Origin of the sequence: Cupriavidus cauae (assembly GCF_026210475.1) — a bacterium.
GTDB classification, from domain to species: domain Bacteria; phylum Pseudomonadota; class Gammaproteobacteria; order Burkholderiales; family Burkholderiaceae; genus Cupriavidus; species Cupriavidus cauae.
Window position 1 is genome coordinate 1 of record NZ_CP080293.1, and the last position, 26,053, is coordinate 26,053.

Genomic DNA, 26,053 nt, shown 5'->3' on the forward strand with positions numbered 1-26,053 from the left:
CGCGCTCGCAACGGCTGTCATCGCCTGTCGTTGCCGCGCAGGCGCGGCTCGGCGGCCTGGCGCGCGGCCCTCGACATCCCTGAGGCCCCCGCCTGCGCAGGAACGACGTGGAGGCATCGGCGAGACCTCCTCGCCGCGCACGTCAACCTCGGCAACGAGCGGCGTTAGAATCGGGCCATTGCCCACTGCCTGCCCGATGCGAGTCGGTCCCCTCATGTCCGCACCAGATTCCGCCCTTCTCCAGGCCTGCCGCGCGCGCCGCGCCCGCGTGCTCGACCACCTGCGCGCCGCCGGCGGCGGCGTGGCGATCCTGCCCACGGCCCCGGAAGCGATGCGCAACCGCGACAGCGACTTCCCGTACCGGCACGACAGCTACTTCTACTATCTGAGCGGCTTCACCGAGCCCGAGTCGGTGCTGGTGCTGATCGCCGCGCCGGCCGGCGGCAGCGACCGCAGCATCCTGTTCTGCCGCCCCAAGCACGAAGAGCGCGAGATCTGGGACGGCTTCCGCTACGGCCCCGAAGCGGCACGCGAGGTGTTCGGCTTCGACGAGGCCCACTCGATCGAGGAGATCGACGCCCAGCTGCCGCAGCTGCTCGCCAACCAGAATCTGGTCGCGTATCCGCTGGCCGCTTCGACCCGCATCGACATGCAGGTGCGCCGCTGGCTCGACGCGGTGCGCACGCAGGGCCGCGCCGGCGTGGTGGCGCCGTCGAGCGCGCTCGACATCCGCACGCTGCTCGACGAGATGCGGCTGTTCAAGGACGCCGGCGAGCTCGACATCATGCGCCGCGCCGCGCAGATTTCGGCCCAGGCCCATGTGCGCGCGATGCAGGCCAGCCGCGCCGGCCTGCGCGAATACCATCTGGAAGCCGAGCTGCTGTACGAATTCCGCCGCAACGGCGCGCAGAGCGTGGCCTACAACTCGATCGTCGCCGCCGGCCCCAACGCCTGCGTGCTGCACTATCGCGCCGGCCCGGCCGAACTGCGCGACGGCGACCTGTGCCTGATCGACGCCGGCTGCGAACTGGACGGCTACGCGTCCGATATCACGCGGACCTTTCCCGTGTCGGGCCGCTTCTCGCCGGCGCAGCGCGAGCTCTACGATCTGGTGCTGGCCGCGCAGCAGGCTGCCATCGACCAGACGCGCGTCGGCGTGCCGTACAACGTGCCGCATGACGCGGCGGTGCGCGTGCTGGCGCAGGGCATGCTCGACACCGGCCTGCTGGACCGGAACAAGGAAGGCGGCGTCGACGACGTGATCGCCAGCGGCAGCTATCGGCGTTTCTATATGCACCGCACCGGCCACTGGCTCGGCATGGACGTGCACGACGTCGGCGAGTACCGCGTGCCCGGCCCGGCCCCCGCCGAAGGCGAACGCCCGTGGCGCCCGCTCGAGACCGGCATGGTGCTGACGATCGAGCCCGGCATCTACGTCCGCCCGGCCGAGGACGTACCGGAGCGCTACTGGCATATCGGCATCCGCATCGAGGATGACGCGGTGGTCACGGCCGACGGTCCCTGTGAATTGATGACCCGCGGCGTCCCGGTCGACGCCGACGAGATAGAGGCGCTGATGCGCGAACGGAGTGAGTTGTAATGGTCAGCTGGTTGAGAAAACTGTTCGGCGGTGCCGATGGCAACGCGACGGCGTCGCGAACGCAGGCGGAGCCGGAACAGCCGTTCATCGTCAATCTGTTCGACGACCGCCTGGTGGTCCATCGTCCCGACGGCCAGCGCGAAGAGGTCGAATGGCAGGCGCTGGAGCGCGTGGTCGCGCGGGTCTCGCGGCGCGCGCCGTGGACCGGCAAGGCCTGGCTGATCCTGATCGGCGAGGAACGCCCCGACGGCCGCCAGCAAGGCTGCGTGACGCCGCTCGACGCCGTCAACCACGAGGCGCTGCTGGCACGGCTGCGCGCAATGCCGGGCTTCGATCAGACCCTGCTCGACAACGCCCTGCGCGATGCGCGCAACGGCAGGACGCGCGAGGACGTGGTGTGCTGGCAGCGCGGCGGGCCGGAAAGCGCCGCTGCCGGAGGTGCCAACGATGAACCAGCCCAGCCCTGAACTGCACGGCGACGCCTGCGACATCGCCATCGTCGGCGGTGGCCCGGTGGGCCTCGCGCTGGCCTGCCGGCTGCTGCAGACCAGCCCCTGGCGCATCGCGCTGATCGACGCCGCCACGCCGGCGCGCGCCGCCCGCGATCCGCGCGCGATCGCGCTGTCGCACGGCAGCCGCGATCTGCTGGCGCAGCTCGATGCGTGGCCCGTGGCGGCCACGCCGATCGAGCACATCCATGTGTCGCAGCGCGGCCGCTTCGGCCACGTCAAGCTGCATCACGACGACTACGGCATCCCGGCGCTCGGCTATGTGGTCCGCTACGGCGACCTGTGCGCGGCGCTCGAGCACGCGCTTGGACGTGCCGGCGGCCAGCAGCGGCTGGTGCGCGCGTTCGACACGCGCTTCGATGCCATCGACCAGATCTACCGGACCGGCCGGATGGGCGGAGGCTTTGCGCCCGAAGCCAGGCACGGCCCCGCGGGGGCCGCGGCCGAGGCCGTCGCCGCGGGCTCGCCGGACACCGCGCCGGTGCAGTTGCGCGGCGCCGGTCCCGACGGCCAGCCGGTGCGCCTGGGCGCGCGCCTGGCGGTGCAGGCCGAGGGCGGCCTGTTCCATCAGCAGGTCGCGCGCACGGCCGCGGCCGGCGCCACGGGAACGCGCCGCCGCGACTATGGGCAGACCGCGATCGTTTCGCATGTCGCCTGCAGCCATCCGCTGCCCGGCTGGGCCTGGGAACGCTTCACCGAGCAGGGGCCGCTGGCGCTGCTGCCGCACGATCTGGACGACGACCCGCATGGCGACGGCGGCTCGGGCTACGCGCTGGTCTGGTGCTGCTCGCCCGAGGAGGCCGCGCGGCGCCTGGCGCTGGACGACGCCCGCTTCCTGGCCGAGCTCGGCGAGGTCTTCGGTCCGCGCATGGGACGCTTCACGCGGGTCGGCAAGCGTCACGCCTTCCCGCTGGGCCTCAATGCCGCGGAGCTGACCGTCAAGGGCCGGCTGGTGGCGATCGGCAACGCCGCGCAGACCCTGCATCCGGTCGCCGGCCAGGGGCTGAACCTGGGGCTGCGCGATGCCTTCGCGCTGGCGGACGAGCTGCGCACCGCCTGCACGCCGCAGGCGCTGGCCGCATTCGGCGCACGCCACCGGCTCGATCGCGCGGTGACCATCGGCGTCACCGACCTGCTGCCGCGCGTGTTCGGCATTCCCTATCCGCTGGCCGCGCACGGGCGCGGCGCCTCGCTGGCCGCGCTGGCCTGCCTGTCGCCGCTGAAGCACGCGCTGGCGCATCAGATGATCTACGGCATGCGCCGCTGATCCCGCTGGCGCAACGAGTCGTCGGGAGTTCGGAGCCGGCTCCCGGCCGCTCCGGTCCCATGTCGCGCCGCAGCACATCGGCCCTGCTTATTTATTGGGCAGCCGGCCGGTTTAGCGGTAAAATCCCGCCCTCGCACATGCCCCCCGCTTCACCGCCGACGCTGCTTCGGCCGGGCATGCCTTTCGCCATTCGATCCGTGACACCGCCCAGTGGCGCCCGGTCACGGCCAGCCTTTCTGGACGTCGCCGGACCCTAGCCGTGCAAATCGGACCTCACCAACTTCGCAACAACCTGTTCGTCGCGCCGATGGCCGGCGTCACGGACCGCCCCTTCCGCCAGCTGTGCAAGACGCTCGGCGCGGGCTATGCGGTCTCGGAGATGGTGGCGTCGAACGCGCAGCTGTGGAAGAGCGAAAAGACCATGCGCCGCGCCAACCACGACGGCGAGGTCGAGCCGATCGCGGTGCAGATCGCCGGCGCCGAGCCCGGCATGATGGCGGAGGCGGCGCGCTACAACGTCGACCGCGGCGCGCAGATCATCGATATCAATATGGGTTGCCCCGCCAAGAAGGTCTGCAACGTCGCGGCCGGCTCGGCGCTGCTGCAGAACGAGCCGCTGGTGGTGCGCATCGTCGAGGCGGTGGTCGGCGCGGTCGGCGACCGCGTGCCTGTCACGCTGAAGATCCGCACCGGCTGGGACCGGCAGAACCGCAACGCGGTGCGCGTCGCGCGCATGGCCGAAGCGGCCGGTATCAGCATGCTGACCGTGCATGGCCGCACGCGCGCGGACCTGTACCACGGCGAGGCGGAGTACGAGACGATTGCCGCGGTCAAGGATGCGATCCGCATCCCGGTGGTCGCCAACGGCGACATCACCACGCCGCAGAAGGCGCGCCACGTGCTGGCAGTTACCGGCGCCGACGCGATCATGATCGGCCGCGCCGCGCAGGGACGCCCGTGGCTGTTCCGCGAGATCGCGCACTTCCTGGCCACCGGCGAGCTGCTGCCGGCGCCGGAAGTGGCCGAGATCCGCGCCATCATGAACGCGCATCTGCAGGACCACTACGCCTTCTATGGCGAATTCACCGGCGTGCGTACCGCGCGCAAGCATATTGCCTGGTACACGCGCGGACTCAAGGGTGCCAACCTGTTCCGGCACCGGATGAACACACTGGAAAGCACCGAGGCGCAGCTGGCCGCCGTCAACGCTTTCTTCGACGAGCAGGCCGCGCTGTCCGACCGGCTGGTGTATGTCGACGAAGGCGAAGCACAGACCGGCGCATCGAACAACAACAACAGGGAGTTGCTTGCCGCATGAGCCGCAATGTTATCGACCAATGCATCCGGGACAGCCTGAGCGCCTACTTCCGCGATCTGGACGGCGAGCAGCCGTCGAACATGTACAACATGGTGCTGGAGGCGGTGGAACGGCCGCTGCTGGAGACGGTGATGGCGCGTGCCGACCGCAACCAGTCGCTGGCCGCGGCCTATCTCGGCATCAATCGCAATACGCTGCGCAAGAAGCTGCAGCAGCACGGTTTACTTTGAAGCGTCCTCCATCACCATGATCAAGCAAGCCCTTCTCTCCGTTTCCGACAAGACCGGCATCGTCGACTTCGCACGCGAACTGCATGCGCTCGGCGTGACGCTGCTGTCCACCGGCGGCACCGCCAAACTGCTCGCCGACGCCGGCCTGCCGGTCACGGAAGTGGCCGACTACACCGGCTTCCCCGAGATGCTCGACGGCCGCGTCAAGACGCTGCACCCGAAGGTGCACGGCGGCATCCTGGCGCGCCGCGACCTGCCGGAACACATGGCCGCGCTGGCCGCGCACGACATCCCGACCATCGACCTGCTGGTGGTCAACCTGTACCCGTTCCAGCAGACCGTCGCCAAGGACGACTGCACGCTGCCCGACGCGATCGAGAACATCGACATCGGCGGCCCGACCATGCTGCGCTCGGCGGCGAAGAACCATCGCGACGTGACGGTGATCGTCGATCCGGCCGACTACGCGCCGGTGCTCGACGAAATGCGCGCCAACGGCAACCAGGTCGGCTACGACACCAACTTCCGGCTGGCCACCAAGGTGTTCGCGCATACCGCGCAATACGATGGCGCCATCACCAACTACCTGACCAGCCTCGGCCCGGACAAGTCGCACCAGGCCCGCAGCGCCTATCCGCAGACGCTGAACCTGGCGTTCGAGAAGGTGCAGGAGATGCGCTACGGCGAGAACCCGCACCAGTCGGCGGCGTTCTATCGCGACCTGAAGGCCGTCGACGGCGCGCTGGCCAACTACGTGCAGCTGCAGGGCAAGGAGCTGTCGTACAACAACATCGCCGACGCCGATGCGGCGTGGGAATGCGTCAAGTCCTTCGGGCCCGGCGATGGCGCGGCGTGCGTCATCATCAAGCACGCCAACCCGTGCGGCGTGGCGATCGGCGCCAATGCGCTGGAGGCCTACGAGAAGGCGTTCAAGACCGATTCGACCTCGGCCTTCGGCGGCATCATCGCCTTCAACGTCGAGCTCGACGGCGCGGCCGCGCAGGCGGTCGCCAAGCAGTTCGTCGAGGTGCTGATCGCGCCGTCGTTCAGCGCGCAAGCACGCGAGGTGTTCGCCGCCAAGCAGAACGTGCGCCTGCTGGAAATTCCGCTCGGCAAGGGCGTCAACCAGTATGACCTGAAGCGCGTCGGCGGCGGCCTGCTGCTGCAAAGCCCGGACGCCAAGAACGTGCAGCCGTCCGAGCTGCGCGTCGTCACCAAGCGCCATCCGACGCCGAAGGAAATGAGCGATCTGCTGTTCGCGTGGCGCGTCGCCAAGTTCGTCAAGTCCAACGCCATCGTGTTCTGCGGCGGCGGCATGACGCTCGGCGTCGGCGCCGGCCAGATGAGCCGCGTGGACTCGGCCCGCATCGCCAGCATCAAGGCGCAGAACGCCGGCCTGACGCTGGCCGGCTCGGCGGTGGCCTCCGACGCGTTCTTCCCGTTCCGCGACGGCCTGGACGTGGTGGTCGACGCGGGCGCGACCTGCGTGATCCAGCCGGGCGGCTCGATGCGCGACGACGAAGTGATCGCCGCCGCGGACGAACGCAATATCGCGATGGTGCTGACCGGCACCCGGCATTTCCGGCATTGAGTCCGGACCAAGGGGACCGAGCGGCAACGCGCCGCTCGCAGCCGGGCGAGCAGATCGAATGAGCGGTACGAACGCGCAGTTCGACGAGCACCGGCTGTCCTCTCCCCTGCCCCTCTCCCGCTAGCGGGAGAGGGAACCTTGACGACCCTCAAGCCGCGCGCGCCAACCTTTGAATGCGCTTGCGCGGCTTTCGTGAGGCAGTCCAAAGATCATAGGCGGACTGCAAACCGATCCACATCTCGCTGCTGGTGCCCAGCGCGTCTTCCAGCCGCAGGGCGATATCGGGCGTGATCGCGGCGTGCCCGTTGACGATGCGCGATAGCGTCGCCCGCGTGACGCCGATATGTCGCGCGAAATCGGTCAGCGTCATGGCATCCAGGTCGCGCAGCCATTCGGCGAGCACCGTACCCGGATGCGGTGGGTTGTGCATCCTCGTCATGATTCGATCCCCTCGATAGCCTAGTGATAGTCCTGGTATCCACCCTCTGAGAGCTTTGGCTTTACGCCCGGCGATTTGCGGGATTCGACGACCGTAACGAACGCGCTTACACTAGCGGCCAACCTAGACTCATTGATCCAATGCGCATCCTCGGCATCGACCCCGGCCTTCGTACCACCGGCTTCGGCGTGGTCGAAAAGCACGGCCACAAGCTCGCCTACATCGCCTCGGGCACCATCAAGAGCGATGGCAACGGCAGCCTGCCCGAGCGTCTGAAGACGCTGTATGACGGCATTGCCGAGGTCACGCGAACCTATGCGCCCGATTGCGCGGCGATCGAGAAGGTGTTCGTCAACGTCAATCCGCAATCGACGCTGCTGCTCGGGCAGGCCCGTGGCGCGGCGATCTGCGGGCTGGTGGGCTATGGCCTGCCGGTGTTCGAATACACCGCACTGCAGTTGAAGGTCGCCGTGGTGGGCTATGGCCGCGCCAACAAGGCGCAGGTGCAGGAGATGGTGGCGCGGCTGCTGGCCCTGCCCGGCCATCCCAGCTCCGATGCGGCCGACGCGCTCGGCGTGGCGATCTGCCATGCCAATGGCGGCGATACGCTTGCCACGCTGAGCGGCCTGGCGCCGGAACTCGCGCGCAAGGGCGTGCGGGTGCGGCGCGGCAGACTGGTCGGCTAGCAGCGGCTCTTTCGGTTCTCGGGTTCTCGGGTTCTCGGGTTCTCGGGTTCTCGGGTTCTCGGGTTCTCGGGTTCTCGGGCTCTCGGGCTCTCGGGCTCTGGCGGCTCTCCGGCCCCCGCGGCGCTGACGGCGTCCCAGGCGACGCCCGCCTCACTTACAATCGGCCTCATCCCGCGCTCGAGGAGGCCGCATGTCCCGTCCCAGCTTGATCCCCCGTTTTGCCTTGCAGCCCGCCGCGCGGCTCCACGCCGCGATGTCGGCCGCAATACTGGCCGCCCTGCTCGCGGGCTGCGCCACCCAACCCGTGCCGCCCGCCGCGCCTGCCGCCGAACCGCCGCAAGCCCAACCGGCACCGCCGAAGCCCAAGCCGCTGGTGATCGGCCATCGCGGCGCCAGCGCGCTGCGGCCCGAACACACGCTGGCCGCGTACACCAAGGCGATCGAGGACGGCGCCGACCTGATCGAACCCGATCTGGTCGTCACCCGCGACGGCGTGCTGGTGGCCCGGCACGAGAACGAGATCGGGGGCACCACCAACGTCTCCACGCTGCCGCAGTTCGCCGACCGCAAGCGCATCAAGGTGATCGACGGCGAGCGGCTGGAAGGCTGGTTCACCGAGGACTTCACGCTGGCCGAGCTGAAGACGCTGCGGGCGCGCGAGCGCATTCCGAAACTGCGCCCGGCCAATACGCAATACGACGACAAGTTCGAGATCCCGACGCTCGCCGAGATCATCGAACTGGCCGCCAATGCCTCGCGCCGCAGCGGCAGGACCATCGGCCTCTATATCGAGACCAAGCATTCGAGCTACTTCCGCGGCATCGGCCTGCCGATCGAAGAGAAGCTGGTCGACGCGCTGCGCGCCAACGCCCACACGCGCCGCGCGCCGGTCTATCTGCAATCGTTCGAGACCGCCAATCTGCGCGCGCTGCGGCAGCGCATCGGCAAGTCGATGCCGAACGTCAAGCTGGTGCAGCTGATCGGCAATGCCACGAAGGCGCCGGCCGACTGGCGCCTGGCCGGCGATACGCGCCGCTACGCGGACATGGTCACGCCGCTCGGACTGCGCGAGGTGGCCACCTATGCCGACGGCATCGGCCCCGAGCGCACGCACGTGCTGCCGCGCGACAGCGCCGGCGCGCTCGGCACGCCGACCGCGCTGGTGCGCGACGCGCATGCAGCCGGCCTGGTCGTGCATCCCTACACGCTGCGGCCCGAGAACGCCTTCCTGCCCAAGAGCCTGCGCGGCCCGGGCGGGGACGCGGCGCGGCATCCGGCCGGCATGATCCGCGAGGCGCGGGCGCTGATCGACGCCGGTGTGGACGGCTTCTTCACCGACGATCCGGCGCTCGGCCGCCGCGCGGTGGATGCGCCGTAGAAGGCGTAGAAGCGCCGTAGAAGCGCCGTAGAAGCGGAGTAGACCCGCCGCAGACACGCCATGGACCGCCATGGAGCCCCGTGGTCGCGCGGCGGACCGTCTGCCTCGCTGCGCTACACTGGCGCCCTTTCAGACCGACCCATGCCGGCGTGCGCAACAACGCGCCGGCAGCCCATCCCCCGCAAGCCACCATGATCGGACGCATCGCCGGCACCCTCATCGAGAAGAATCCCCCGCATCTGCTGGTCGACTGCCACGGCGTCGGCTATGAGGTCGACGTGCCGATGAGCACCTTCTACAACCTGCCCGCGGTCGGCCAGCCCGTCACGCTGCTGACGCAGCTGATCGTCCGCGAGGATGCGCATCTGCTGTACGGCTTCGGCAGCGCCGAGGAACGCAATACCTTCCGCGAGCTGATCAAGATCAGCGGCATCGGCGCGCGCATGGCGCTGGCGGTGCTGTCGGGCATGTCGGTCGCGGAACTGGCGCAGGCCATCACGCTGCAGGAGGCCGGCCGGCTGACGCGCATTCCCGGCATCGGCAAGAAGACCGCCGAACGGCTGCTGCTGGAGCTCAAGGGCAAGCTCGGCGCGGAGCTCGGCCACGTCGGCGGCGCGGCGGCCGCGCACGACAGCGCCGCCGATATCCTGAACGCGCTGCTGGCGCTGGGCTATTCCGACAAGGAGGCCGCCGCGGCGACCAAGCAGGTGCCGGCCGGCACCGGCGTCTCCGAAGGGATCAAGCTCGCGCTGAAGGCCCTGTCGAAAGGCTGAGGCCGCGCGGCGGCGCGGGCCGGTGTGCAGCCGTGGGCGAGCCGGCATGCGAGCCGGTGTGCAGGCGGTTTGCGAGCCGGTGTGCGAGCCGGTGTGCGAGCCCGTGCGCGAGCCGGTGTGCGAGCCGGTGTGCGAGCCCGTGTGCGAGCCCGTGCGCGAGCCGGTGTGCGAGCCCGTGTGCGGGCCGGTGTGCTGGCCGGCGCGCGAGCCCCCGCGTGACCTGTGCCCGCTGAGACGGCGGCCGGCGCCGATGATGCCGTGGGCTACAATCGAGCCAGTTTTCCCGCCTCCGCCCCATGATCCAGACCGACAAGTTCGCCCCGAGCCGCCCTGCCGACAGCGGCGACCGCCTGATCGCCGCCACGCCCGCCTCCAGCAGCGAGGAGGCCTTCGAGCGCGCGCTGCGGCCCAAGCTGCTCGACGACTATGTCGGCCAGCAGAAGGTGCGCGACCAGCTCGACATCTTCATGCACGCGGCGCGCAATCGCCGCGAGGCGCTCGACCACGTGCTGCTGTTCGGCCCGCCGGGCCTGGGCAAGACCACGCTGGCTCATATCATCGCGCGCGAGATGGGCGTCAACCTGCGCCAGACTTCCGGGCCGGTGCTCGAGCGGCCCGGCGACCTTGCCGCGCTGCTGACCAACCTCGAAGCCAACGACGTGCTGTTCATCGACGAGATCCACCGGCTGTCGCCGGTCGTCGAGGAGATCCTGTACCCCGCGCTCGAGGACTACCAGATCGACATCATGATCGGCGAAGGCCCGGCCGCGCGCTCGGTCAAGCTCGATCTGCAGCCATTCACGCTGGTCGGCGCCACCACGCGCGCCGGCATGCTGACCAATCCGCTGCGCGACCGCTTCGGCATCGTCGCCCGCCTGGAGTTCTATACCGCCGACGAGCTGGCCCGCATCGTCACGCGCTCGGCGCAGCTGCTGCATGCGCGCATCGATCCGACGGGCGCGCTCGAGATCGCGCGCCGCTCGCGCGGCACGCCGCGTATCGCCAACCGCCTGCTGCGGCGCGTGCGCGACTACGCCGAGGTCAAGGGCGACGGCACCATTACGCGCGAGATGGCCGATGCCGCGCTCGCGATGCTCGATGTCGATCGTGTCGGCTTCGACCTGATGGACCGCAAGCTGCTCGAGGCGATCCTGCACAAGTTCAGCGGCGGCCCGGTCGGCGTCGACAACCTGGCCGCGGCGATCGGCGAGGAGCGCGACACCATCGAGGACGTGCTCGAACCCTATCTGATCCAGCAGGGCTATCTGCAACGCACGCCGCGCGGACGCGTGGCGACCCCGGCGGCCTACCGGCACTTCGGGCTGGCGGCGCCGGGCGGCGCGCAGGGCAGCATCCTGCCGGACGACGTTTGACGCGATCAACGACTGTGGAGGCGCCGATGCGGAACGATCGAGACAGCACGATACGACGCGGGGCGCGCGCGCTGGCGCTGGCCTGCGCGGTGAACTGCGCGGCGGCTTGCGCATTGGCAGCCGGCTCCATCGGCGTCGCGAACGCACAAGCCGCGTCCGCCACCACCGCGGCGGAGGTCGTCCGCATCGACGCCTCGAATGCGGTACTGGTGCGCGGACCGCAGGGTCAGCTGACCGAATTGATGACCGGCGACGAGGCTCGCCATTTCGGTACGGTCAACGCCGGTGACCGCCTGACGGTGACGCGCGGCCCGGCACGGATCACGAAGCTGGAGCCGCTGGCGAGCCGAAATGTCGCGACCGCCGAATCGGTGGACCGGCTGTCGCGCCGTCTCGACGACGGCCGGCCCGGCGTGGTGCGCGAGATCACCACCACGGCCACCGCCGAAATCGTTGCGGTCGATCCGATCGGACGCACGGTGACGTTCCGCGGCCCGCGCAACGCGGAGCACGCCGCGCGGGCGGACGACATCTCGATCGACGTGGCCGGCCTGCGGCCGGGCCAGATGGCCCGGATCGTGTATCGGGAGACGGTGGAGATTACGAGGGAGGGACGGTAGTCCCGACGCTGTCCGCTGTGATCGGAGTCGGGAAGGTTTGCTCCCCTCTCCCGCGAGCGGGACAGGGAAGAAAACCCATTGCGGCGGCTACCGGCTGACGAGCCTTGCGTCAGGCCGCTTTCGGCTGGCGCTCGCGGTCCCGCTGCTCATCGTCGACCGCACCGCTGGCGCGCGCACCCAGCGCCTCGCCGATCATCAGCAAGCTCGGGTGTTGCGGATCGATCCACGCCGCGGCTTCGCCCGCCGCCATCTGCCGCAGCGTGAACTGGCGGCTGCGCTGGTGCGGGGTCGAGGCGGCCTCGACCACCCAGGCCGGCGTCGATGCCGACTTGCCGTGCGCGATCAGCTGTGCGGCGATCGAAGCCGCCTGGTCGCGGCCCATGTAGTACACCAGCGTATCGGCCTTGACGTCGGCCTCCACGTCGATGGTGTCGGGCGCCTTCGCCTGCGTGGCAAACGCCACGCTGCGCGACACGCCGCGCTTGGTCAGCGGACGCGCGATCGCCGAGGCGGCGGCCAGCGCGGCCGTGATGCCCGGCACGATCTCGTAGGCGATGCCCGCCTCTTCCAGCGCCTGCAATTCCTCGTCGGCGCGGCCGAACAGCATCGGATCGCCGCCTTTCAGGCGCACCACGCGTTCGTACTTGTGCGCCAGGTCGACGATCTGCCGGTTGATGAAGAGCTGCGCGGTCGAGCGCTTGCCGCAGCGCTTGCCGACCTCGACCAGCCGGGCCTGGGGACACCAGGCCAGCATCTCGGGCGACACCAGCGCATCGTGCAGCACCACTTCGGCTTCGCCCAATAGTCGTGCACCACGCACCGTAATGAGGTCCGCCGCGCCGGGACCGGCGCCAATCAGGTAGACCTTGCCCATGTTGCTGCTCCTCGTGATTCCTGGACCGACTTCGATCTCGCTTCGATGTCAGGAATATGCACGGATCATGCCCGCGGCGACCGTGTGATTGGTGGCCTCGTCGATCAGCACGAACGCGCCGGTGGCCGGATTGTCGCTGTAGACGTCGCACACCACCGGCTTCTGCAGCGTGATCTGCACCGAGCCGATATCGTTCAGCCGAATGTCGTGACGGCCGGTCTCGTGCGACAGCGTATGCACGTCGAGCACGCGGTCCACCGACGACACGCGCGCGAACACGCTGGCGGTGGTGTGCTTGAGCACGTATTTGCGCGCGGTGTTCAGCGCCGCATCGTCGAACCAGCACAGGTCGGCCTGCAGCTTCTTCGCCGGCAGCGCCTGCTCGGTTTCCGCGGCGGCGGCCACGAACATGTCACCGCGCGATACATCGACGTCTTCCGCCAGCCGGATGGTGATGGTCTCGCCGGCGCTCGCCTCCTCGGCCGCGCCGTTCGGCGTCAGCACCTCGGCGACCACCGCCTCGCGGTTGGCCGGCAGCACGCGCACGGTCTGGCCGACACGGACCGTGCCCGCCTCGACGCGGCCGGCATAGCCGCGGAAATCGTCGGACTGCGCACCGTCCTGGCGGATCACCAGCTGCACCGGGAAGCGCAGCGCGGCTTCGCCCTGCGGCGCGACTTCCTCGACCGGCAGCGCCTCGAGCAGCGGCAGCAGCGGCTCGCCCTGATACCAGGGCATCGCCTCGCTGGCATGCACGATGTTGTCGCCACGCAGCGCGGACACCGGCACGTAGCGCACGTCCTTCAGGCCCAGCTGGCTGGCCAGCTCCGCATAGGCGGCACGGATCTCGTTGAAGCGCTGTTCGCTGTAGTCGACCAGGTCCATCTTGTTGACCGCGACGATCACGTGCTGCAGCTCGAGCAGCTTGACGATCGCGGTATGGCGCTTGGTCTGCGCCAGCAGTTGCGCGCGGCCGTCGGCGACGGTCACGCGGGTGGCGTCGATCAGCACGATCGCGGCGTGCGCGGTCGAGGCGCCGGTGACCATGTTGCGGGTGTACTGCTCATGGCCCGGCGTATCCGCGATGATGAACTTGCGGCGCGCGGTCGAGAAATAGCGGTAGGCCACGTCGATCGTGATGCCCTGCTCGCGCTCGGCCTCGAGGCCGTCGGTCAGCAGCGAGAAGTCGATCTGCTCGCCGGCGGTGCGCTTGTTCTTGGCGTTCGCCAGCGCGGTCAGCTGGTCCGACAGCACCGCCTTGCTGTCATACAGCAGGCGGCCGATCAGCGTGCTCTTGCCGTCGTCGACCGAACCGGCGGTGATGAAACGCAGAAGGCCCTGGTGGGCGGCTTGGGTGGTCATGATGCAATCCTGTCTCGGGGCGTCGCTGCTTGCGTCGCGGCGTGCGTCGTTACTTGCGTCGTTAGCTGCGTCGCGGCGTGCGTCAATGTCGCTGGATCGGTCCGGCTCAGAAGTAGCCTTCCTTCTTGCGGCGTTCCATCGACGCTTCGCTGGTCTGGTCGTCCATGCGCGTGGCGCCGCGCTCGGTGATCTCGGTGACGGCGGTCTCGGCGATGATCTCGACCGGGGTCGCCGCGGTGCTGGCCACCGGGCAGGTGCAGCTGATGTCGCCGACCGTGCGGAAGCGCACCGACAGCACCTCGCTGACATCGCCGTCCTGCTTCGGCGTCAGCGGCGTCACCGGCACCAGCAGGCCGTTGCGGCGGACAACCTCGCGCTGGTGCGCGTAGTAGATCGGCGGCAGCGCCAGGTTCTCGCGCGCGATGTACTGCCACACGTCCAGCTCGGTCCAGTTCGAGATCGGGAACACGCGCATCTGCTCGCCCGGCGCCATGCGGGCGTTGTACAGGCTCCACAGCTCGGGCCGCTGCGCCTTCGGATCCCATTGGCCGAACTCGTCGCGGAACGAGAAGATGCGTTCCTTGGCGCGCGCCTTTTCCTCGTCGCGGCGGGCACCGCCCATCAGCGCGTCGAACTGGTGCTGCTCGATCGTCTCCAGCAGCGTGACGGCCTGGGCCGCGTTGCGCGAATCGGTTTCCTTGCGCAGCCGCACGGTGCCGCGCTTGATCGAATCCTCGACATGGCCGACCACCAGCCGCGCGCCGATCTCGGCCACGCGCTGGTCGCGGAAGGCGATCACCTCGGGATAGTTGTGGCCCGTGTCGATATGTACCAGCGGAAACGGCAGCTCGATCTTGCGGTTGCCGAGCCGGAACGCCTTCAGCGCCAGATGCAGCATCACGATCGAGTCCTTGCCGCCGGAGAACAGCAGCGCCGGGTTGCGGCACTCGGCGGCGACCTCGCGGATGATGTAGATCGACTCGGCCTCGAGCCGGTCCAGGTGGTCGTTCTGCACCTCGATCAGGTGCGCGATGTCGGGATTGCCGTCGCGCGTGGCCGCGGCGCCGGCCTGGAGTTCGTTCATGATGCCCATCTGTGGCCTCAATGCTTGATGTTCTGTTCGTGCAGGCCGCACTCTTTCGAGTCGCGGCTTTCCCACCACCAGCGGCCGGCGCGCACATCCTCGCCGGCGCGCACGGCGCGCGTACACGGTTCGCAGCCGATGCTGGGATATCCCTTGGCGTGCAGCGCGTTGATCGGCACCGCATGGCGCTTCAGATAAGCCCACACTTCGGCCTCGGTCCAGTCCGCGAGCGGATTGAACTTCGGAATGCCGCGCGCCTCGTCGATTTCCTCGAACGGCAGGTCGGCACGCGTGACCGCCTGCTCGCGGCGCTGGCCGGTCAGCCAGGCATCGGCGTGCGACAGCGCGCGGTTCAGCGGCTCGACCTTGCGGATGCCGCAGCATTCCTTGCGCAGCTCGACGCTGTCGTAGAAAGCGTTCAGGCCGTGCTTGCGCACATAGTTCTCGACCGCTTCGGCATCAGGCGTGAAGCGCTCGATCTCGTAGCCGTAGTGCGCCTTGACCTCGTCGAGCATCGCCAGCGTCTCGGCGTGCAGGCGGCCGGTCGCCAGCGTGAACACGCGGATGCCGGCGCGCAGCGCGGCCGAGCCGCGCAGGATCGCGTCGGTGATCACCATGTCCTCGGCGGCCAGGCTCGACGCAAAGCGCGCGCGGTAGAAGCGGCTCGCGATCGCTTCGAGCCGCTCGGCCAGCGTGGCCTCCTTGGCCTCGAGCGCGGCGGTGCTGCCGGTGTATTCCGGCGCCGTCCACAGCGCGGGGCGCAGCGGCGAGGCGGCCGGAATCTCCGAGGCGGTCGCCGGCAGTTCGACGATCGGAATCACGCTCATGCCGATTCCCGCTGTTCGGCGCGCGCCCGGCGGAACAGGGGCAGCGGCTCGTCCACCGAGGCCTGGTAGGTCACGGTGAATTCGCTGAAGCCCTTGAGCGCGTCCTCGATGTTCTTGTCGGCGCGCACGGCAAAGGCGTCGAAGCCGCAGCGCTTCATGAAGTTCAACTGGTCGCGCAGCACGTCGCCGATCGCGCGCAGCTGGCCCTTCCAGCCATAGCGGGTGCGCAGCAGATAGGCGGTGGAAAAGCCGCGGCCATCGCGGAACACCGGGAAGTCGACCGCGAGCAGCGACACGCGCGCCAGCTCGCCGGCAACGTCGCCCGGCTCGTCGTCCGGTGCCAGCCAGATGCCGGTGCGGGCCGCGTCGCGGCTGGCCAGCAGGCCGTCCTTGTGCGCCAGCCAGACCGGCAGCGGGAACAGCACCGCGTCCTGGCTCGATGCCGCCGCGGCGATCTGCTCGTCGGTCGGGGCCTGGCCCTCGGCGCCGCGCAGCACGGTCCACGCGTCATCGACGATCGCCGGCACGGCGGCCTGGCCGCCGTCGGCGCGTTGCAGTTGGATGATCTTTGCCATATTCGTTCTCGATGCGTTTGCTGTCGTCGATGCCGTCAATCTCAGGCTTCGGCGCGTTCGCGCTGCTTGTCCGCGTAGACGCGCTCCTTGAAGGGCGCGACGCCGATGCGGGCGAAAGTGTCGATGAAGCGTTCGTCCTCGATGCGGTGCGCGACGAAGGTCTCGATGATGCGGCTGACCACGTCCGGCATTTCCTCGGCCTTGAACGAGGGGCCGATCACCTTGCCCAGCGCGGTCTGGTTGCCCTGCGCGCCGCCGAGCGTGACCTGGTACCACTCCTCGCCGTCCTTGTCGACGCCGAGCACGCCGATGTTGCCGACGTGGTGATGGCCGCAGGCGTTGATGCAGCCCGAGATGTTCAGCGAGACCTCGCCGAGGTCGTGCACGAAGTCCAGATCGTCGAAGCGCTGCTGGATCGCCTGCGCGATCGGGATCGACTTGGCATTGGCCAGCGAGCAAAAGTCGCCGCCGGGGCACGAGATGATGTCGGTCAGCAGGCCGATGTTCGGCGTGGCCAGGCCGTTGGCCTTGGCCAGCTGCCACAGGTCGTACAGGTCGCGCTTGCGCACGTCCGGCAGCACCAGGTTCTGCTCGTGCGCGACCCGCAGCTCGCCGTAGCCGAAGCGGTCGGCCCAGTCGGCCACCAGCTCCATCTGCTCGGCGGTCACGTCGCCGGGAGGCGCAGCCACGCCGGGCTTGGTCGACAGCGTCACCGCGGCATAGCCCGGCACCTTGTGGCCGTGCACGCTGCGGCGGACCCAGCGGGCGAAGGCCTTGTCTTCCAGCAGATGCTTCTCGAAGCTGGTGTCGGTGTCGGCCAGCTTCTCATAGGCCGGCGGCGCGAAATGCCGCGCGACGCGGTCGAACTCGGCCTGCGTCAGCGTGCCGGGACCATCCTTGCTGTGCTGCCATTCGGCCTCGACTTCCTCGGCGAACTTCTCCGCGCCCAGCGACTTGACCAGGATCTTGATGCGGGCCTTGTACTTGTTGTCGCGGCGGCCATAGCGGTTGTAGACGCGGATCGCCGACTCGATATAGGTCAGCATGTGCTGCCACGGCAGATCGTGCTTGATGATCGTGCCCAGGATCGGCGTGCGGCCCAGGCCGCCACCGGCCAGGATGTTCAGGCGCAGCTCGCCGGCCGCGTTGCGGTAGGCGTAGACGCCGATGTCGTGCATCTGCACCACGGCGCGGTCGTCCTTCGAGGCCGAGATCGCGATCTTGAACTTGCGCGGCAGGAAGGCGAATTCGGGCTGGAACGTGCTCCACTGGCGCAGCAGCTCGGCCAGCGGACGCGGGTCCACCGCCTCGTCCGGCGCGACGCCGGCGAAGTGGTCGGTGGTGATGTTGCGCACGCAGTTGCCCGAGGTCTGGATCGCGTGCATCTCGACCGAGGCCAGGTCGGCCAGCGCATCGGGCACGCGCTCGAGCTCCATCCAGTTGTACTGGATGTTCTGGCGCGTCGAGAAGTGGCCGTAGCCGCGGTCGTAGTGGCGCGCCAGATGCGCCAGCATGCGCAGCTGCTTCGACGCCAGCAGGCCATAGGGAATCGCCACGCGCAGCATGTAAGCGTGGCGCTGCATGTAGAGGCCGTTCTGCAGGCGCAGCGGCAGGAATTCTTCCTCGGTCAGCTCGCCCGACAGGCGGCGACGCACCTGGTCACGGAACTGCGCGACGCGCTCGGCAACGATGCGCTGGTCGTATTCATCGTACTGATACATGGTGTGGGTCCGTTCAGTATGCGTTCGTGTTCGTGGGTGTTCGTTCGTACGGGGCGCGAGACAGCAGCACCGCCGCTAGGAAACCAGCTTGATCGCCACCAGCGTCAGCGTGGTGGCCAGCGCGCCGCGCACCAGCCGCTCCGGCAGCGCGCGCGACAGTTGCGCGCCCAGCCAGATGCCGGGGATCGAGCCCACCAGCAGCGCCAGCAGCAGGTTCCAGTCGACGGTGCCGAGCCACACGTGGCCCAGCCCGGCCAGCGCGGTCAACGGCACCGCGTAGGCGATATCGGTGCCGGCCACCTCGGCCGGCTTCATGCGCGGATACAGCAGCAGGATCAGCGTCGCGCCGACCGCGCCGGCGCCGATCGACGACACCGTGACCAGCACGCCGATCACCACGCCGACGATCACCGTGGCCACCGCCTGGGCGCGGCCTTCCAGTTGAAAACGGGGATTGCGGGCCAGCCATTCGAGCAGCTGGCGGCGGAACAGCAGCGACAGCACGGTCAGGATCACCGAGATGCCGATCGACAGACGGATGGCGTGCAGCCAGCCGGCGTCGAGTTCGCCGGCGCTCTTGAGGACGAGGATGGCGGCCAGCGCGGCCGGCAGGCTGCCGATGCACAGGCGCCTGACCACCTGCCACTGGATATGGCCGTGGGCGCGGTGCGCCAGCGTGCCGAAGCCCTTGGTGATCGCCGCGAAGGCCAGGTCGGTACCGACCGCGGTGGCAGGCGAGAAGCCGAACAGCAGCGTCAGCAGCGGCGTCATCAGCGAGCCCCCGCCCACGCCGGTCAGACCGACGAGGACGCCTACCAACAGACCGGAAACGGTAAAGGCCAGGGACATGGGGGCGCACCGAAGTGGGTCCCCGCCGGGCCGCGCCGGCGATGTAACGCCGGGCGCACGGGGACTAGCCGTTCATTAACAAAGTTCGCAAATCGTAATAAACTCGCCTCATATCTCAAACTAATAAGAAGTTGTTTGTTTATACGGACGACGATATATGAACCTGCACCAATTCCGCTTCGTGCGCGAGGCCGTCCGTCAGAACTTCAACCTGACCGAAGCCGCTAAAGCGCTCTACACGTCACAACCCGGGGTCTCCAAGGCGATCATCGAGCTCGAAGAAGAGCTGGGTGTCGATATCTTCACTCGCCACGGCAAGCGTATCCGCAGCCTGACCGAGCCGGGCCGCCGCATCCTGACCTCGGTCGAGAAGATCCTGCAGGAGGTCGAGAGCCTGAAGCGGGTCGGCAAGGACTACGCCGCCCAGGACCAGGGCAACTTCACGATCGCCACCACGCACACGCAGGCCCGCTATGCGCTGCCCCGGGTCATCGGCGAGTTCACCAAGCGGTACCCGAAGGTGCGCCTCTCCATTCAGCAGGGCAACCCGGCGCAGATCGCGGACATGGTGCTGCACGACCATGCGGACCTGGGCATCGCCACGGAAGGCATCTCCGGCGACAAGAATCTGGTGTCGCTGCCCGGTTACCAGTGGCAGCACACCATCGTGACGCCGCCGGACCACCCGCTGCTGGACAAGCCGCACCTGTCGCTGGAGGACCTGGTCAGTTATCCGATCGTCACCTACGACCCGAACTTCGCCGGCCGGACCAAGATCGACAAGGCGTTCGAACTGCGGCAGCTGCAGCCGGACATCGTGCTGGAGGCGATCGACGCCGACGTGATCAAGACCTATGTGGAGATCGGCCTGGGCATCGGCATCGTCGCCGGCGTGGCGTTCGACCCCGAGCGCGACCGCAATCTGCGCGGCATCCCGGCCGGCCACCTGTTCGGCACCAATGTGACGCATCTGGCCGTCAAGCAGGGCGCCTACCTGCGCAGCTTCGTCTATACCTTCATCGAACTGTTCTCGCCGACGCTGAACCGCAAGCTGGTCGAGCAGGCGATGTCGGGCGACCACGAGGCGTACGAACTGTGAGCGCACATCAACCTGAACAGCGGCCCAGCCAGGACGGCGCGCCTGAGACCACCCTCGGCGCCACGGCCGAGCCCACCATCGAGTGGACCGAGGAAGGCGTGACGCACCGCGCCCGCTGGCGCTCGGAGGCCGGCATGCCGCCGCCGCGACGGGTGGTGATCGCCGACGACCGCACCGACGCCGATACCGCCTACCGCCTCGCCTGCGAGGGCACCGCCCTGCTGTGGCGCGGCGACTTCCAGAACGCGCGCCAGCTGCTGCAGGCGATGGCGCGCCGGGTCGAACGCAAGCCCCGCCGGGCCCAGCGCCAGGCCAAGGCCAAGCCCGCGCCGGCCACGCCGGCCGAGGCCTTCCATCTGCATCGGCAGGCGCAGGCGCAGCGCGCCCGCACCTTGGGCATGCTGCTGCTGCCGTTCGGGGCCGATCACACCGTACCGCTGCGCCGCGCGCCCGATGTGCGCGAGGCCTGCACCGAGGCCTACGGGCCGGGCGACCAGCCCTATGTCGCCTCGATGCGCGAACTGCTGGGCCTGATCGGCGCGCACGAATGGCGCAAGAAGGGCGTGCCGGTGCCGGCGCTGGGCGACCGCATCCATCCCTGGTATGGCGTGTTCTCGCCGGTGCGCGGCGAGTATGTCGATCTCGTCGGCCAGGCACCGTTGCCGAAGGCACTGGCGCGCGAATCGCTGGCATTCGATATCGGCACCGGCACCGGCGTGCTGGCCGCGATGCTGGCGCGACGGGGCGTGGCCCGCGTCGTCGCCACCGACCAGGACCCGCGCGCGCTGGGCTGCGCCGCCGACAATATCGCCCGGCTGGGGCTGACCGGACAGGTGGAGATCGTGCAGGCGGACCTGTTTCCGTCCGGCCGCGCCCCGCTGGTGGTCTGCAATCCGCCGTGGGTGCCGGCGCGCGCCAACGCGCCGATCGAGCACGCCATCTACGATCCCGACAGCCGCATGCTGCGCGGCTTCCTCGCGGGCCTGGCCGCGCATCTCACCGATGACGGCGAAGGCTGGCTGATCCTGTCGGACCTCGCCGAGCATCTCGGCCTGCGCAGCCGCGAGGCGCTGCTCGGCATGATCGAGGCCGCCGGGCTGCAGGTGCTGGGCCGCATCGACATCAAGCCGCGCCATCCCCGCGCCGCCGACGCCGAGGATCCGCTGCACGCCGCCCGAGCCGCGGAGATGACTTCGCTGTGGCGGCTCGCGCCGAAGGCCGCCGGCCAGCCAGGCTGATGCCGGACCCGACGGGATGGAAGTCCGATCGAAGCCGGATGTAAGCCCTATAGGACTGGATCGAAGCCGGATCGAAGCCGGATCGAAGCCATATGGAAGCCACATCGAAGCTGGATGAGCCAGACAGAAGCCAACAAGCCGAAGGAGGAGACCCCATGCCACGATCCACCCTGCCCCGCCTGCGACGCTCGCTGCGCCCGGTCACGCTGGCGCTAGCCGCCGTCGGCGCCGCCGGTGCCCTGCTCAGCGGCACCGCGCGCGCCGACATCCGCGTCGGCATCGACGTCTCGACCACGGGTCCTGCCGCGTCGATCGGCATTCCGTCGAAGAACACCATCCTGATGTGGCCGGCGACGCTGGGCGGCCAGAAGGCCGAGTACATCCTGCTCGACGACGGCTCGGACCCGTCGGCCGCGGTGCGCAACGTCCGCAAGCTGATCTCCGAGGAAAAGGTCGACGTGATCGTCGGACCGAACATCACGCCGACCGCGCTGGCGGCGCTCGACGCGGTGTCGGAGGGCGAGACCCCGATGGTCGCGCTGGCCGCCTCGGCCGCGATCGTCGAGCCGCAGACCGACCCCAAACGGCGCTGGGCCTTCAAGATGCCGCAGAACGACTCGCAGATGGCGACCGTGCTGACCGAGCACATGAGCAACCACGGCGTGCGCACGGTCGGCTTCATCGGCTTCAACGACGCCTACGGCGAGAGCTGGTGGCGCGAGTTCTCCAAGCTCGCCGAGGTCCGCAAGATCCGCGTGGTCGCCAGCGAACGCTTCTCGCGCAACGACACCTCGGTCACCGGCCAGGTGCTCAAGCTGATGGCCGCCAACCCCGACGCGATCCTGATCGCCGGCGCCGGCACGCCGTCGGTGCTGCCGCAGAAGACGCTGGGCGAGCGCGGCTACAAGGGCAAGGTCTATCAGACCCATGGCATCGCCACCGGCGAGTTCCTGCGCATGGGCGGCAAGGATGTCGAGGGCACGCTGTTCCCGACCGGCCCCGTCGTGGTCGCGCGCCAGCTGCCCGACACCCATCCGGTCAAGAAGGTCGCGCTCGACTTCGTGACCCGCTACGAGGCCAAGTACGGCGCGGACTCGATCACGCAGTTCGCCGGCGATGCGTGGGGCGCGTGGCAACTGCTCGATGATGCCGCGAAGCGCGCGCTGAAGACCGGCGCGCAGCCCGGCACGCGCGAGTTCCGCCAGGCCATGCGCACCGCGCTGGAAACCACCGCCAATCTGACCGTGCCGAACGGCGTGCTGAATCTGAGCCCGCGCGACCACCAGGGCTTCGATCAGCGCTCGCGCGTGATGGGCGTGATCCGCAACGGCAAGTTCAGTTACGCGGGACAATAAGGCCGGCATTGCCGGGCGCGGCCTTTCTTGGCCGGCGCCCGGTGCCGCGCAACAACAAGATCAGCAAGGAGTTGTCGTCATGACTACGATCGCCTTTATCGGCCTGGGCGCGATGGGCTCGCAGATGGTGCGCCATCTGCTCGCGGCCGGACACACCGTACGCGCCTCGGTGCGCCGGCCGGAAGCCGCCGACGCGGCGCGCGAACTGGGCGCCGAACCGTTCTTCAGCCCCGCCGAGGCCGCTCGCGGCGCCGAGGTCGTATTCACCAACGTGACCTCGTCGGAGGATGTCCGCATGGTGCTGCTCGGCGAAGGCGGCGCGATCGAAGGCGCCGCGCCGGGCACGATCTGCATCGACCACAGCACGATCTCGCCCGTGGTCACGCGCGAGATCGCCCAGGCGCTCGCCGAGCGCGGCATCGAGGCGCTCGACTGCCCGGTGTCGGGCGGCACGGTCGCCGCCGAGGCCGGCACGCTGACCATCATGGTCGGCGGCAAGGCCGAGCTCCTCGAGCGCGTTCGGCCGCTGCTCGCGTGCTACGGCAAGACCATCACGCATATCGGCGACAACGGCGCGGGCCAGGTCGCCAAGCTGTGCAACCAGATCGCGCAGGTGGTCAATATCGAAGGGATCGCCGAGGCGATGCGCTTCGCGCAGTCGCAGCAGGTCGACATGCAGCGCGTGCTCCAGGCGATGTCGACCGGCATGGCCGGCAGCCGCATGCTGGACATGATGGGGCCGAAGATGGTCGCCCGCGATTTCGCCGCCGGCATCCAGGCGCGCCTGCACGACAAGGACTTCGGCCTCGCCGCCGACGTCGCCCGCGAAGCGGGCCTCGCCCTGCCCGCGATGCAGGCCACCGCGGCGCAGCTGCAAACCCTGATGCGCAACGGCTGGGGCAAGGACGACACCTCGTCGCTGCTGCGCGTGCTGGAGGATCAGGGCTGAGGCCTGCGGCCGGCCAATCGGCGCCCGGCCAGTCCGTGGCCGGCCCCCCCTTGGTTGTCCGGCCAGTCGATTTGCGGCATAATCCGCTGCTCAGCGCAGTGCCTCCGCCGTTTCTCCGGCAACCCTCCGGCACGATCGCGCACCCGCCCGGGTGGTGAAACAGGTAGACGCAGGGGACTCAAAATCCCCCGCCGCAAGGCGTGTCGGTTCGAGTCCGACCCCGGGCACCACTTACAGACTCACGGCCCGCCAAGCCTTATCTGGCCTAGAGGTGGTCTCGTGGGGTGGGTTGAGTTACCCCAGAATGTTACCCCACCCCCAAGGCCCGCTCCAAGCTTAGATAAACCCGGCACTCGCTGCGGACGCGACCGACATCCACTGCCCCTGAATCCGCACTAGCGTTGTGCCGTCAGACGACTGTTTCGTCTCGAACCCGCGAGACTTCAGGGCATCCGTGCTAGGCGATACCGTTGCGAAGTACTTACCCACGAGAGGTCGCCAACCGGCCATCGAGTTCCCATACAGTTGCCCCTTAATGGCCTCCTGAAGGGCGCTCTTGTTCTCAGGCTGCTTGGCCCACTCATAAAAGCCGTCAAGGCCCTCAGCGGACAGCCCCATCTGGGACCTGAGGAATTGGTCGGTCTGCGCTTGGTAAGCGTCGATGATGAACCCGGTCCGCTGCGCAGCGTCTGCCGGGTCCAATCCCGTATGTCGGGCCACGCCAGCGGCAACGTCCTCAACGGAAATGTCGCCTACTGCTGCGGCTACTCCGAGAGCCATGCCGCTTTGCACGGTGGCCTGAGACATCCCTTCCACCGCTCGATCAATGGTCTCTACCACGTCTCGCGGCATCAAGGCCGTGTCGTTGCCCCGTCCTTGTTCCTGTTGCTCCTGTTCGGCCCTTGCCTGCTGCGGTTGACCTCCGCTCGCATTGCCTCCGGCAAGTACATACTGGTCGCCCTGCTTCTGAAGAATGCCGGTCGCTGCGAAGGTCTCGACCTTGGCGGTTACGCCTCCGATGGTGACAACGCTGTCCTTCGTAATCTCGTTGGTCGGGGAACCCTGGTCCGTGCGTGCCGTACTGCGCCAGTCCCCTGCATCGAACGCGGAGAAGTCCTCAGCGGTGTTGACAGTGCTGACAGAGGAATAGCTCGAACGGGACCCGTTGCCGTCGATAGTGACGGAATACGTCCCGCCTTCGGTGCTGGTGATCGTTTGCGAGGTCGGTTGGTCTGCCTCGGTGGAAACGGGGGTTTGATAGCTAGCGAAATCGCCCATGATGATTGATCCTTGGAAATTGAAAGTGGGTTGGCAGCGTTGTTGCTGCCAGTCAGATGAGCCCGTTCTCTCGGGCTGCTGAGATGCGGAAGAATCCCCCGCCGATCTCTACGCGGTCCTCCTCGCGGGTCTTACCGGCCATCACGCGATAGCCACGCATTTGCAAGCCGCGGAGGCTGTAGGGATCGACATGCGGGTACTTGGGGGAGTCTGGAGGGACCACTTCGGGGGGATGCGGGTACGGTCCTTTGGTCAGGTACGTCACCTTGCCATCCTCGCCCTCTCTGGGCTCCAGCCATCCACCGGCCACGAATGCCCGGACTGTGCCGGTCATGCCTTCGAGATGGACTATCGTGTCCTCGGTGATGTCAGCCACGGTGCTTCCCGAAGTCGTAGAAGTCCGGGGCAGTACGGTTGTGAACGACCGTTGAGCCATCGACGCTGACAATCGCCACGCCGTTAGTGGGAAGACCTCCAGCCTTCGCAGCACTGCCGAAGTCAGAGAAGCCGGGGCCGAAGCTGCCGTCTTCATTGGTCACGAAATAGCGGATGCCGCGTTTGTAGAAGTCGATGAGTTGCTCAGGGGTGTAGGTAGCCATGAGGGTGTCCTTAGTTGATGATGTCCTCGGCGGTGTCCGCCTCTACAGGCAGCACTGCCAACAGACGTGCATTGAGTTCATAGTCAACGAGACCCCACACCAATGAATCGAGGGTGCTGGGGTTCGTTGGGTTATCGAGGAATCGGTCTAGCCGCTTGCGCAGGTCAAACCTCGGATCATTCGCACGGGTCCTGCGCTTGCGCTTCTTGGCGGTGTCGTCAGTCATTCGGTGTTTCCAAGGAGCAACAGGTGAGACTTCGCGCGGCCTATGCGCGTGTACACACTCTTGTTGAACGAGTTGAGATAGACGGAAGGGATGCGCTCCCGATAACTGGCGAGCATCTCCTCCAGCACCGCAATGGTTCTGTGTAGTTCGGTTTCAAAAGGGTCCATAGGAATGCAATACGAGCCTTCCAGACGTACGAATGTGGGGTCGCCTAGGGCAGGTAGGTGGAAAGC

At 68.3% G+C, this 26,053-nt stretch carries 27 protein-coding genes and 1 tRNA gene; 16 read left to right on the forward strand and 12 right to left on the reverse strand.

What is annotated here, in order from left to right; translation table 11 throughout:
• Positions 1-214: 214 nt before the first annotated feature.
• The 6 genes from KZ686_RS00005 to purH all read left to right on the forward strand — a co-directional run bounded on the left by KZ686_RS00005 (position 215) and on the right by purH (position 6,515).
• Complete coding sequence (locus tag KZ686_RS00005; RefSeq protein WP_265632766.1) at positions 215-1,600, forward strand: aminopeptidase P N-terminal domain-containing protein; 1,386 nt, start codon at positions 215-217, stop codon at positions 1,598-1,600.
• Entirely contained in the window at positions 1,600-2,067 is a 468-nt protein-coding gene (locus KZ686_RS00010) for a hypothetical protein (protein ID WP_265632767.1), read from the forward strand. Before KZ686_RS00005 ends, KZ686_RS00010 begins: the two co-directional genes overlap by 1 nt.
• The gene (locus KZ686_RS00015; RefSeq protein WP_265632768.1) at positions 2,048-3,376 is read left to right on the forward strand and encodes a UbiH/UbiF/VisC/COQ6 family ubiquinone biosynthesis hydroxylase; all 1,329 of its coding nucleotides are present in this window, start codon (positions 2,048-2,050) and stop codon (positions 3,374-3,376) included. Before KZ686_RS00010 ends, KZ686_RS00015 begins: the two co-directional genes overlap by 20 nt.
• A 259-nt stretch (positions 3,377-3,635) precedes the next feature.
• Entirely contained in the window at positions 3,636-4,694 is a 1,059-nt protein-coding gene (gene dusB / locus KZ686_RS00020; protein WP_150083324.1) for a tRNA dihydrouridine synthase DusB, read from the forward strand.
• A complete protein-coding gene (locus KZ686_RS00025; protein ID WP_006578759.1) occupies positions 4,691-4,924 on the forward strand; it encodes a Fis family transcriptional regulator in 234 nt (77 codons plus the stop codon). Before dusB ends, KZ686_RS00025 begins: the two co-directional genes overlap by 4 nt.
• Positions 4,925-4,940: 16 nt before the next feature.
• On the forward strand, positions 4,941-6,515 hold the full coding sequence (gene purH, locus KZ686_RS00030; protein WP_226107286.1) for a bifunctional phosphoribosylaminoimidazolecarboxamide formyltransferase/IMP cyclohydrolase: 1,575 nt from the start codon (positions 4,941-4,943) through the stop codon (positions 6,513-6,515).
• A gap of 148 nt (positions 6,516-6,663) precedes the next feature.
• Here purH and KZ686_RS00035 read toward each other — a convergent pair whose 3' ends face one another.
• A complete protein-coding gene (locus tag KZ686_RS00035) occupies positions 6,664-6,954 on the reverse strand; it encodes a HigA family addiction module antitoxin (protein WP_149316776.1) in 291 nt (96 codons plus the stop codon).
• 140 nt (positions 6,955-7,094) lie between these two features.
• Here KZ686_RS00035 and ruvC point away from each other — a divergent pair, with 140 nt between their 5' ends.
• From ruvC to KZ686_RS00060, 5 genes are all read left to right on the forward strand, one after another.
• Positions 7,095-7,640: a crossover junction endodeoxyribonuclease RuvC gene (gene ruvC, locus KZ686_RS00040; RefSeq protein WP_150083327.1), complete on the forward strand. Its 546-nt coding sequence runs from the start codon at positions 7,095-7,097 to the stop codon at positions 7,638-7,640.
• Positions 7,641-7,830: 190 nt separating this feature from the next.
• Positions 7,831-9,018, forward strand: coding sequence for a glycerophosphodiester phosphodiesterase (locus KZ686_RS00045; protein WP_265632769.1), 1,188 nt, complete (start codon positions 7,831-7,833; stop codon positions 9,016-9,018).
• A 191-nt stretch (positions 9,019-9,209) separates the two neighbouring features.
• Positions 9,210-9,791, forward strand: a complete 582-nt coding sequence (ruvA, locus tag KZ686_RS00050) for a Holliday junction branch migration protein RuvA (RefSeq protein WP_149316773.1) — start codon at positions 9,210-9,212, stop codon at positions 9,789-9,791.
• Positions 9,792-10,087: 296 nt separating this feature from the next.
• A complete protein-coding gene (ruvB, locus tag KZ686_RS00055; protein WP_265632770.1) occupies positions 10,088-11,164 on the forward strand; it encodes a Holliday junction branch migration DNA helicase RuvB in 1,077 nt (358 codons plus the stop codon).
• Positions 11,161-11,784, forward strand: coding sequence for a hypothetical protein (locus KZ686_RS00060; RefSeq protein WP_265632771.1), 624 nt, complete (start codon positions 11,161-11,163; stop codon positions 11,782-11,784). Before ruvB ends, KZ686_RS00060 begins: the two co-directional genes overlap by 4 nt.
• Before the next feature lie 109 nt (positions 11,785-11,893).
• On the opposite strand, the gene cobA is transcribed toward KZ686_RS00060, so the two are convergent.
• From cobA to KZ686_RS00095, 7 genes are all read right to left on the reverse strand, one after another.
• Complete coding sequence (gene cobA, locus KZ686_RS00065; protein ID WP_265632772.1) at positions 11,894-12,658, reverse strand: uroporphyrinogen-III C-methyltransferase; 765 nt, start codon at positions 12,656-12,658, stop codon at positions 11,894-11,896.
• 48 nt (positions 12,659-12,706) lie between these two features.
• Positions 12,707-14,020, reverse strand: a complete 1,314-nt coding sequence (locus tag KZ686_RS00070) for a sulfate adenylyltransferase subunit 1 (protein ID WP_226107276.1) — start codon at positions 14,018-14,020, stop codon at positions 12,707-12,709.
• 106 nt (positions 14,021-14,126) lie between these two features.
• Complete coding sequence (gene cysD / locus KZ686_RS00075) at positions 14,127-15,113, reverse strand: sulfate adenylyltransferase subunit CysD (protein WP_149316768.1); 987 nt, start codon at positions 15,111-15,113, stop codon at positions 14,127-14,129.
• Positions 15,114-15,121: 8 nt separating this feature from the next.
• On the reverse strand, positions 15,122-15,931 hold the full coding sequence (locus KZ686_RS00080; protein ID WP_226107274.1) for a phosphoadenylyl-sulfate reductase: 810 nt from the start codon (positions 15,929-15,931) through the stop codon (positions 15,122-15,124).
• A complete protein-coding gene (locus KZ686_RS00085) occupies positions 15,928-16,506 on the reverse strand; it encodes a DUF934 domain-containing protein (protein ID WP_149316766.1) in 579 nt (192 codons plus the stop codon). The genes KZ686_RS00080 and KZ686_RS00085 overlap by 4 nt, the downstream gene beginning before the upstream one ends.
• A 41-nt stretch (positions 16,507-16,547) precedes the next feature.
• Complete coding sequence (locus tag KZ686_RS00090; protein ID WP_226107272.1) at positions 16,548-18,227, reverse strand: nitrite/sulfite reductase; 1,680 nt, start codon at positions 18,225-18,227, stop codon at positions 16,548-16,550.
• 75 nt (positions 18,228-18,302) lie between these two features.
• Positions 18,303-19,076: a sulfite exporter TauE/SafE family protein gene (locus KZ686_RS00095; RefSeq protein ID WP_265632773.1), complete on the reverse strand. Its 774-nt coding sequence runs from the start codon at positions 19,074-19,076 to the stop codon at positions 18,303-18,305.
• Positions 19,077-19,233: 157 nt separating this feature from the next.
• Here KZ686_RS00095 and KZ686_RS00100 point away from each other — a divergent pair, with 157 nt between their 5' ends.
• From KZ686_RS00100 to KZ686_RS00120, 5 genes are all read left to right on the forward strand, one after another.
• Complete coding sequence (locus KZ686_RS00100; RefSeq protein WP_150083333.1) at positions 19,234-20,175, forward strand: CysB family HTH-type transcriptional regulator; 942 nt, start codon at positions 19,234-19,236, stop codon at positions 20,173-20,175.
• Positions 20,176-20,252: 77 nt separating this feature from the next.
• On the forward strand, positions 20,253-21,413 hold the full coding sequence (locus KZ686_RS00105; RefSeq protein ID WP_226107666.1) for a methyltransferase: 1,161 nt from the start codon (positions 20,253-20,255) through the stop codon (positions 21,411-21,413).
• 155 nt (positions 21,414-21,568) lie between these two features.
• Positions 21,569-22,768, forward strand: coding sequence for an ABC transporter substrate-binding protein (locus KZ686_RS00110; RefSeq protein WP_265632774.1), 1,200 nt, complete (start codon positions 21,569-21,571; stop codon positions 22,766-22,768).
• A gap of 79 nt (positions 22,769-22,847) precedes the next feature.
• On the forward strand, positions 22,848-23,717 hold the full coding sequence (locus KZ686_RS00115) for an NAD(P)-dependent oxidoreductase (protein ID WP_265632775.1): 870 nt from the start codon (positions 22,848-22,850) through the stop codon (positions 23,715-23,717).
• Positions 23,718-23,862: 145 nt separating this feature from the next.
• Positions 23,863-23,947, forward strand: a tRNA-Leu gene (locus KZ686_RS00120).
• Between the two features lie 106 nt (positions 23,948-24,053).
• Here the strand turns inward: KZ686_RS00120 and KZ686_RS00125 are convergent.
• Genes KZ686_RS00125 through KZ686_RS00140 form a run of 4 tightly spaced genes read right to left on the reverse strand, consistent with a single transcriptional unit; the run spans position 24,054 to position 25,820 of the window.
• Positions 24,054-24,995, reverse strand: a complete 942-nt coding sequence (locus KZ686_RS00125) for a hypothetical protein (protein WP_265632776.1) — start codon at positions 24,993-24,995, stop codon at positions 24,054-24,056.
• A gap of 52 nt (positions 24,996-25,047) precedes the next feature.
• Positions 25,048-25,371, reverse strand: coding sequence for a hypothetical protein (locus tag KZ686_RS00130; RefSeq protein WP_265632777.1), 324 nt, complete (start codon positions 25,369-25,371; stop codon positions 25,048-25,050).
• Positions 25,364-25,594, reverse strand: coding sequence for a hypothetical protein (locus KZ686_RS00135; RefSeq protein WP_265632778.1), 231 nt, complete (start codon positions 25,592-25,594; stop codon positions 25,364-25,366). Before KZ686_RS00135 ends, KZ686_RS00130 begins: the two co-directional genes overlap by 8 nt.
• Positions 25,595-25,604: 10 nt before the next feature.
• The gene (locus tag KZ686_RS00140; RefSeq protein ID WP_265632779.1) at positions 25,605-25,820 is read right to left on the reverse strand and encodes a hypothetical protein; all 216 of its coding nucleotides are present in this window, start codon (positions 25,818-25,820) and stop codon (positions 25,605-25,607) included.
• Positions 25,821-26,053: the final 233 nt, after the last annotated feature.

Bases quoted from the DNA above. Each gene is read 5' to 3' on its own strand.
- KZ686_RS00005 (WP_265632766.1), top strand. From the start codon at position 215: ATGTCCGCACCAGATTCCGCCCTTCTCCAGGCCTGCCGCGCGCGCCGC.
- KZ686_RS00015 (WP_265632768.1), top strand. From the start codon at position 2,048: ATGAACCAGCCCAGCCCTGAACTGCACGGCGACGCCTGCGACATCGCC.
- KZ686_RS00035 (WP_149316776.1), bottom strand. From the start codon at position 6,954: ATGACGAGGATGCACAACCCACCGCATCCGGGTACGGTGCTCGCCGAA.
- KZ686_RS00010 (WP_265632767.1), top strand. From the start codon at position 1,600: ATGGTCAGCTGGTTGAGAAAACTGTTCGGCGGTGCCGATGGCAACGCG.
- purH (WP_226107286.1), top strand. From the start codon at position 4,941: ATGATCAAGCAAGCCCTTCTCTCCGTTTCCGACAAGACCGGCATCGTC.
- KZ686_RS00135 (WP_265632778.1), bottom strand. From the start codon at position 25,594: ATGGCTACCTACACCCCTGAGCAACTCATCGACTTCTACAAACGCGGC.
- ruvA (WP_149316773.1), top strand. From the start codon at position 9,210: ATGATCGGACGCATCGCCGGCACCCTCATCGAGAAGAATCCCCCGCAT.
- KZ686_RS00115 (WP_265632775.1), top strand. From the start codon at position 22,848: ATGACTACGATCGCCTTTATCGGCCTGGGCGCGATGGGCTCGCAGATG.
- KZ686_RS00140 (WP_265632779.1), bottom strand. From the start codon at position 25,820: ATGACTGACGACACCGCCAAGAAGCGCAAGCGCAGGACCCGTGCGAAT.
- KZ686_RS00125 (WP_265632776.1), bottom strand. From the start codon at position 24,995: ATGGGCGATTTCGCTAGCTATCAAACCCCCGTTTCCACCGAGGCAGAC.
- cysD (WP_149316768.1), bottom strand. From the start codon at position 15,113: ATGGGCATCATGAACGAACTCCAGGCCGGCGCCGCGGCCACGCGCGAC.
- KZ686_RS00045 (WP_265632769.1), top strand. From the start codon at position 7,831: ATGTCCCGTCCCAGCTTGATCCCCCGTTTTGCCTTGCAGCCCGCCGCG.
- KZ686_RS00070 (WP_226107276.1), bottom strand. From the start codon at position 14,020: ATGACCACCCAAGCCGCCCACCAGGGCCTTCTGCGTTTCATCACCGCC.
- cobA (WP_265632772.1), bottom strand. From the start codon at position 12,658: ATGGGCAAGGTCTACCTGATTGGCGCCGGTCCCGGCGCGGCGGACCTC.
- KZ686_RS00085 (WP_149316766.1), bottom strand. From the start codon at position 16,506: ATGGCAAAGATCATCCAACTGCAACGCGCCGACGGCGGCCAGGCCGCC.
- KZ686_RS00110 (WP_265632774.1), top strand. From the start codon at position 21,569: ATGCCACGATCCACCCTGCCCCGCCTGCGACGCTCGCTGCGCCCGGTC.
- KZ686_RS00080 (WP_226107274.1), bottom strand. From the start codon at position 15,931: ATGAGCGTGATTCCGATCGTCGAACTGCCGGCGACCGCCTCGGAGATT.
- KZ686_RS00090 (WP_226107272.1), bottom strand. From the start codon at position 18,227: ATGTATCAGTACGATGAATACGACCAGCGCATCGTTGCCGAGCGCGTC.
- ruvC (WP_150083327.1), top strand. From the start codon at position 7,095: ATGCGCATCCTCGGCATCGACCCCGGCCTTCGTACCACCGGCTTCGGC.
- KZ686_RS00095 (WP_265632773.1), bottom strand. From the start codon at position 19,076: ATGTCCCTGGCCTTTACCGTTTCCGGTCTGTTGGTAGGCGTCCTCGTC.
- KZ686_RS00100 (WP_150083333.1), top strand. From the start codon at position 19,234: ATGAACCTGCACCAATTCCGCTTCGTGCGCGAGGCCGTCCGTCAGAAC.
- KZ686_RS00025 (WP_006578759.1), top strand. From the start codon at position 4,691: ATGAGCCGCAATGTTATCGACCAATGCATCCGGGACAGCCTGAGCGCC.
- ruvB (WP_265632770.1), top strand. From the start codon at position 10,088: ATGATCCAGACCGACAAGTTCGCCCCGAGCCGCCCTGCCGACAGCGGC.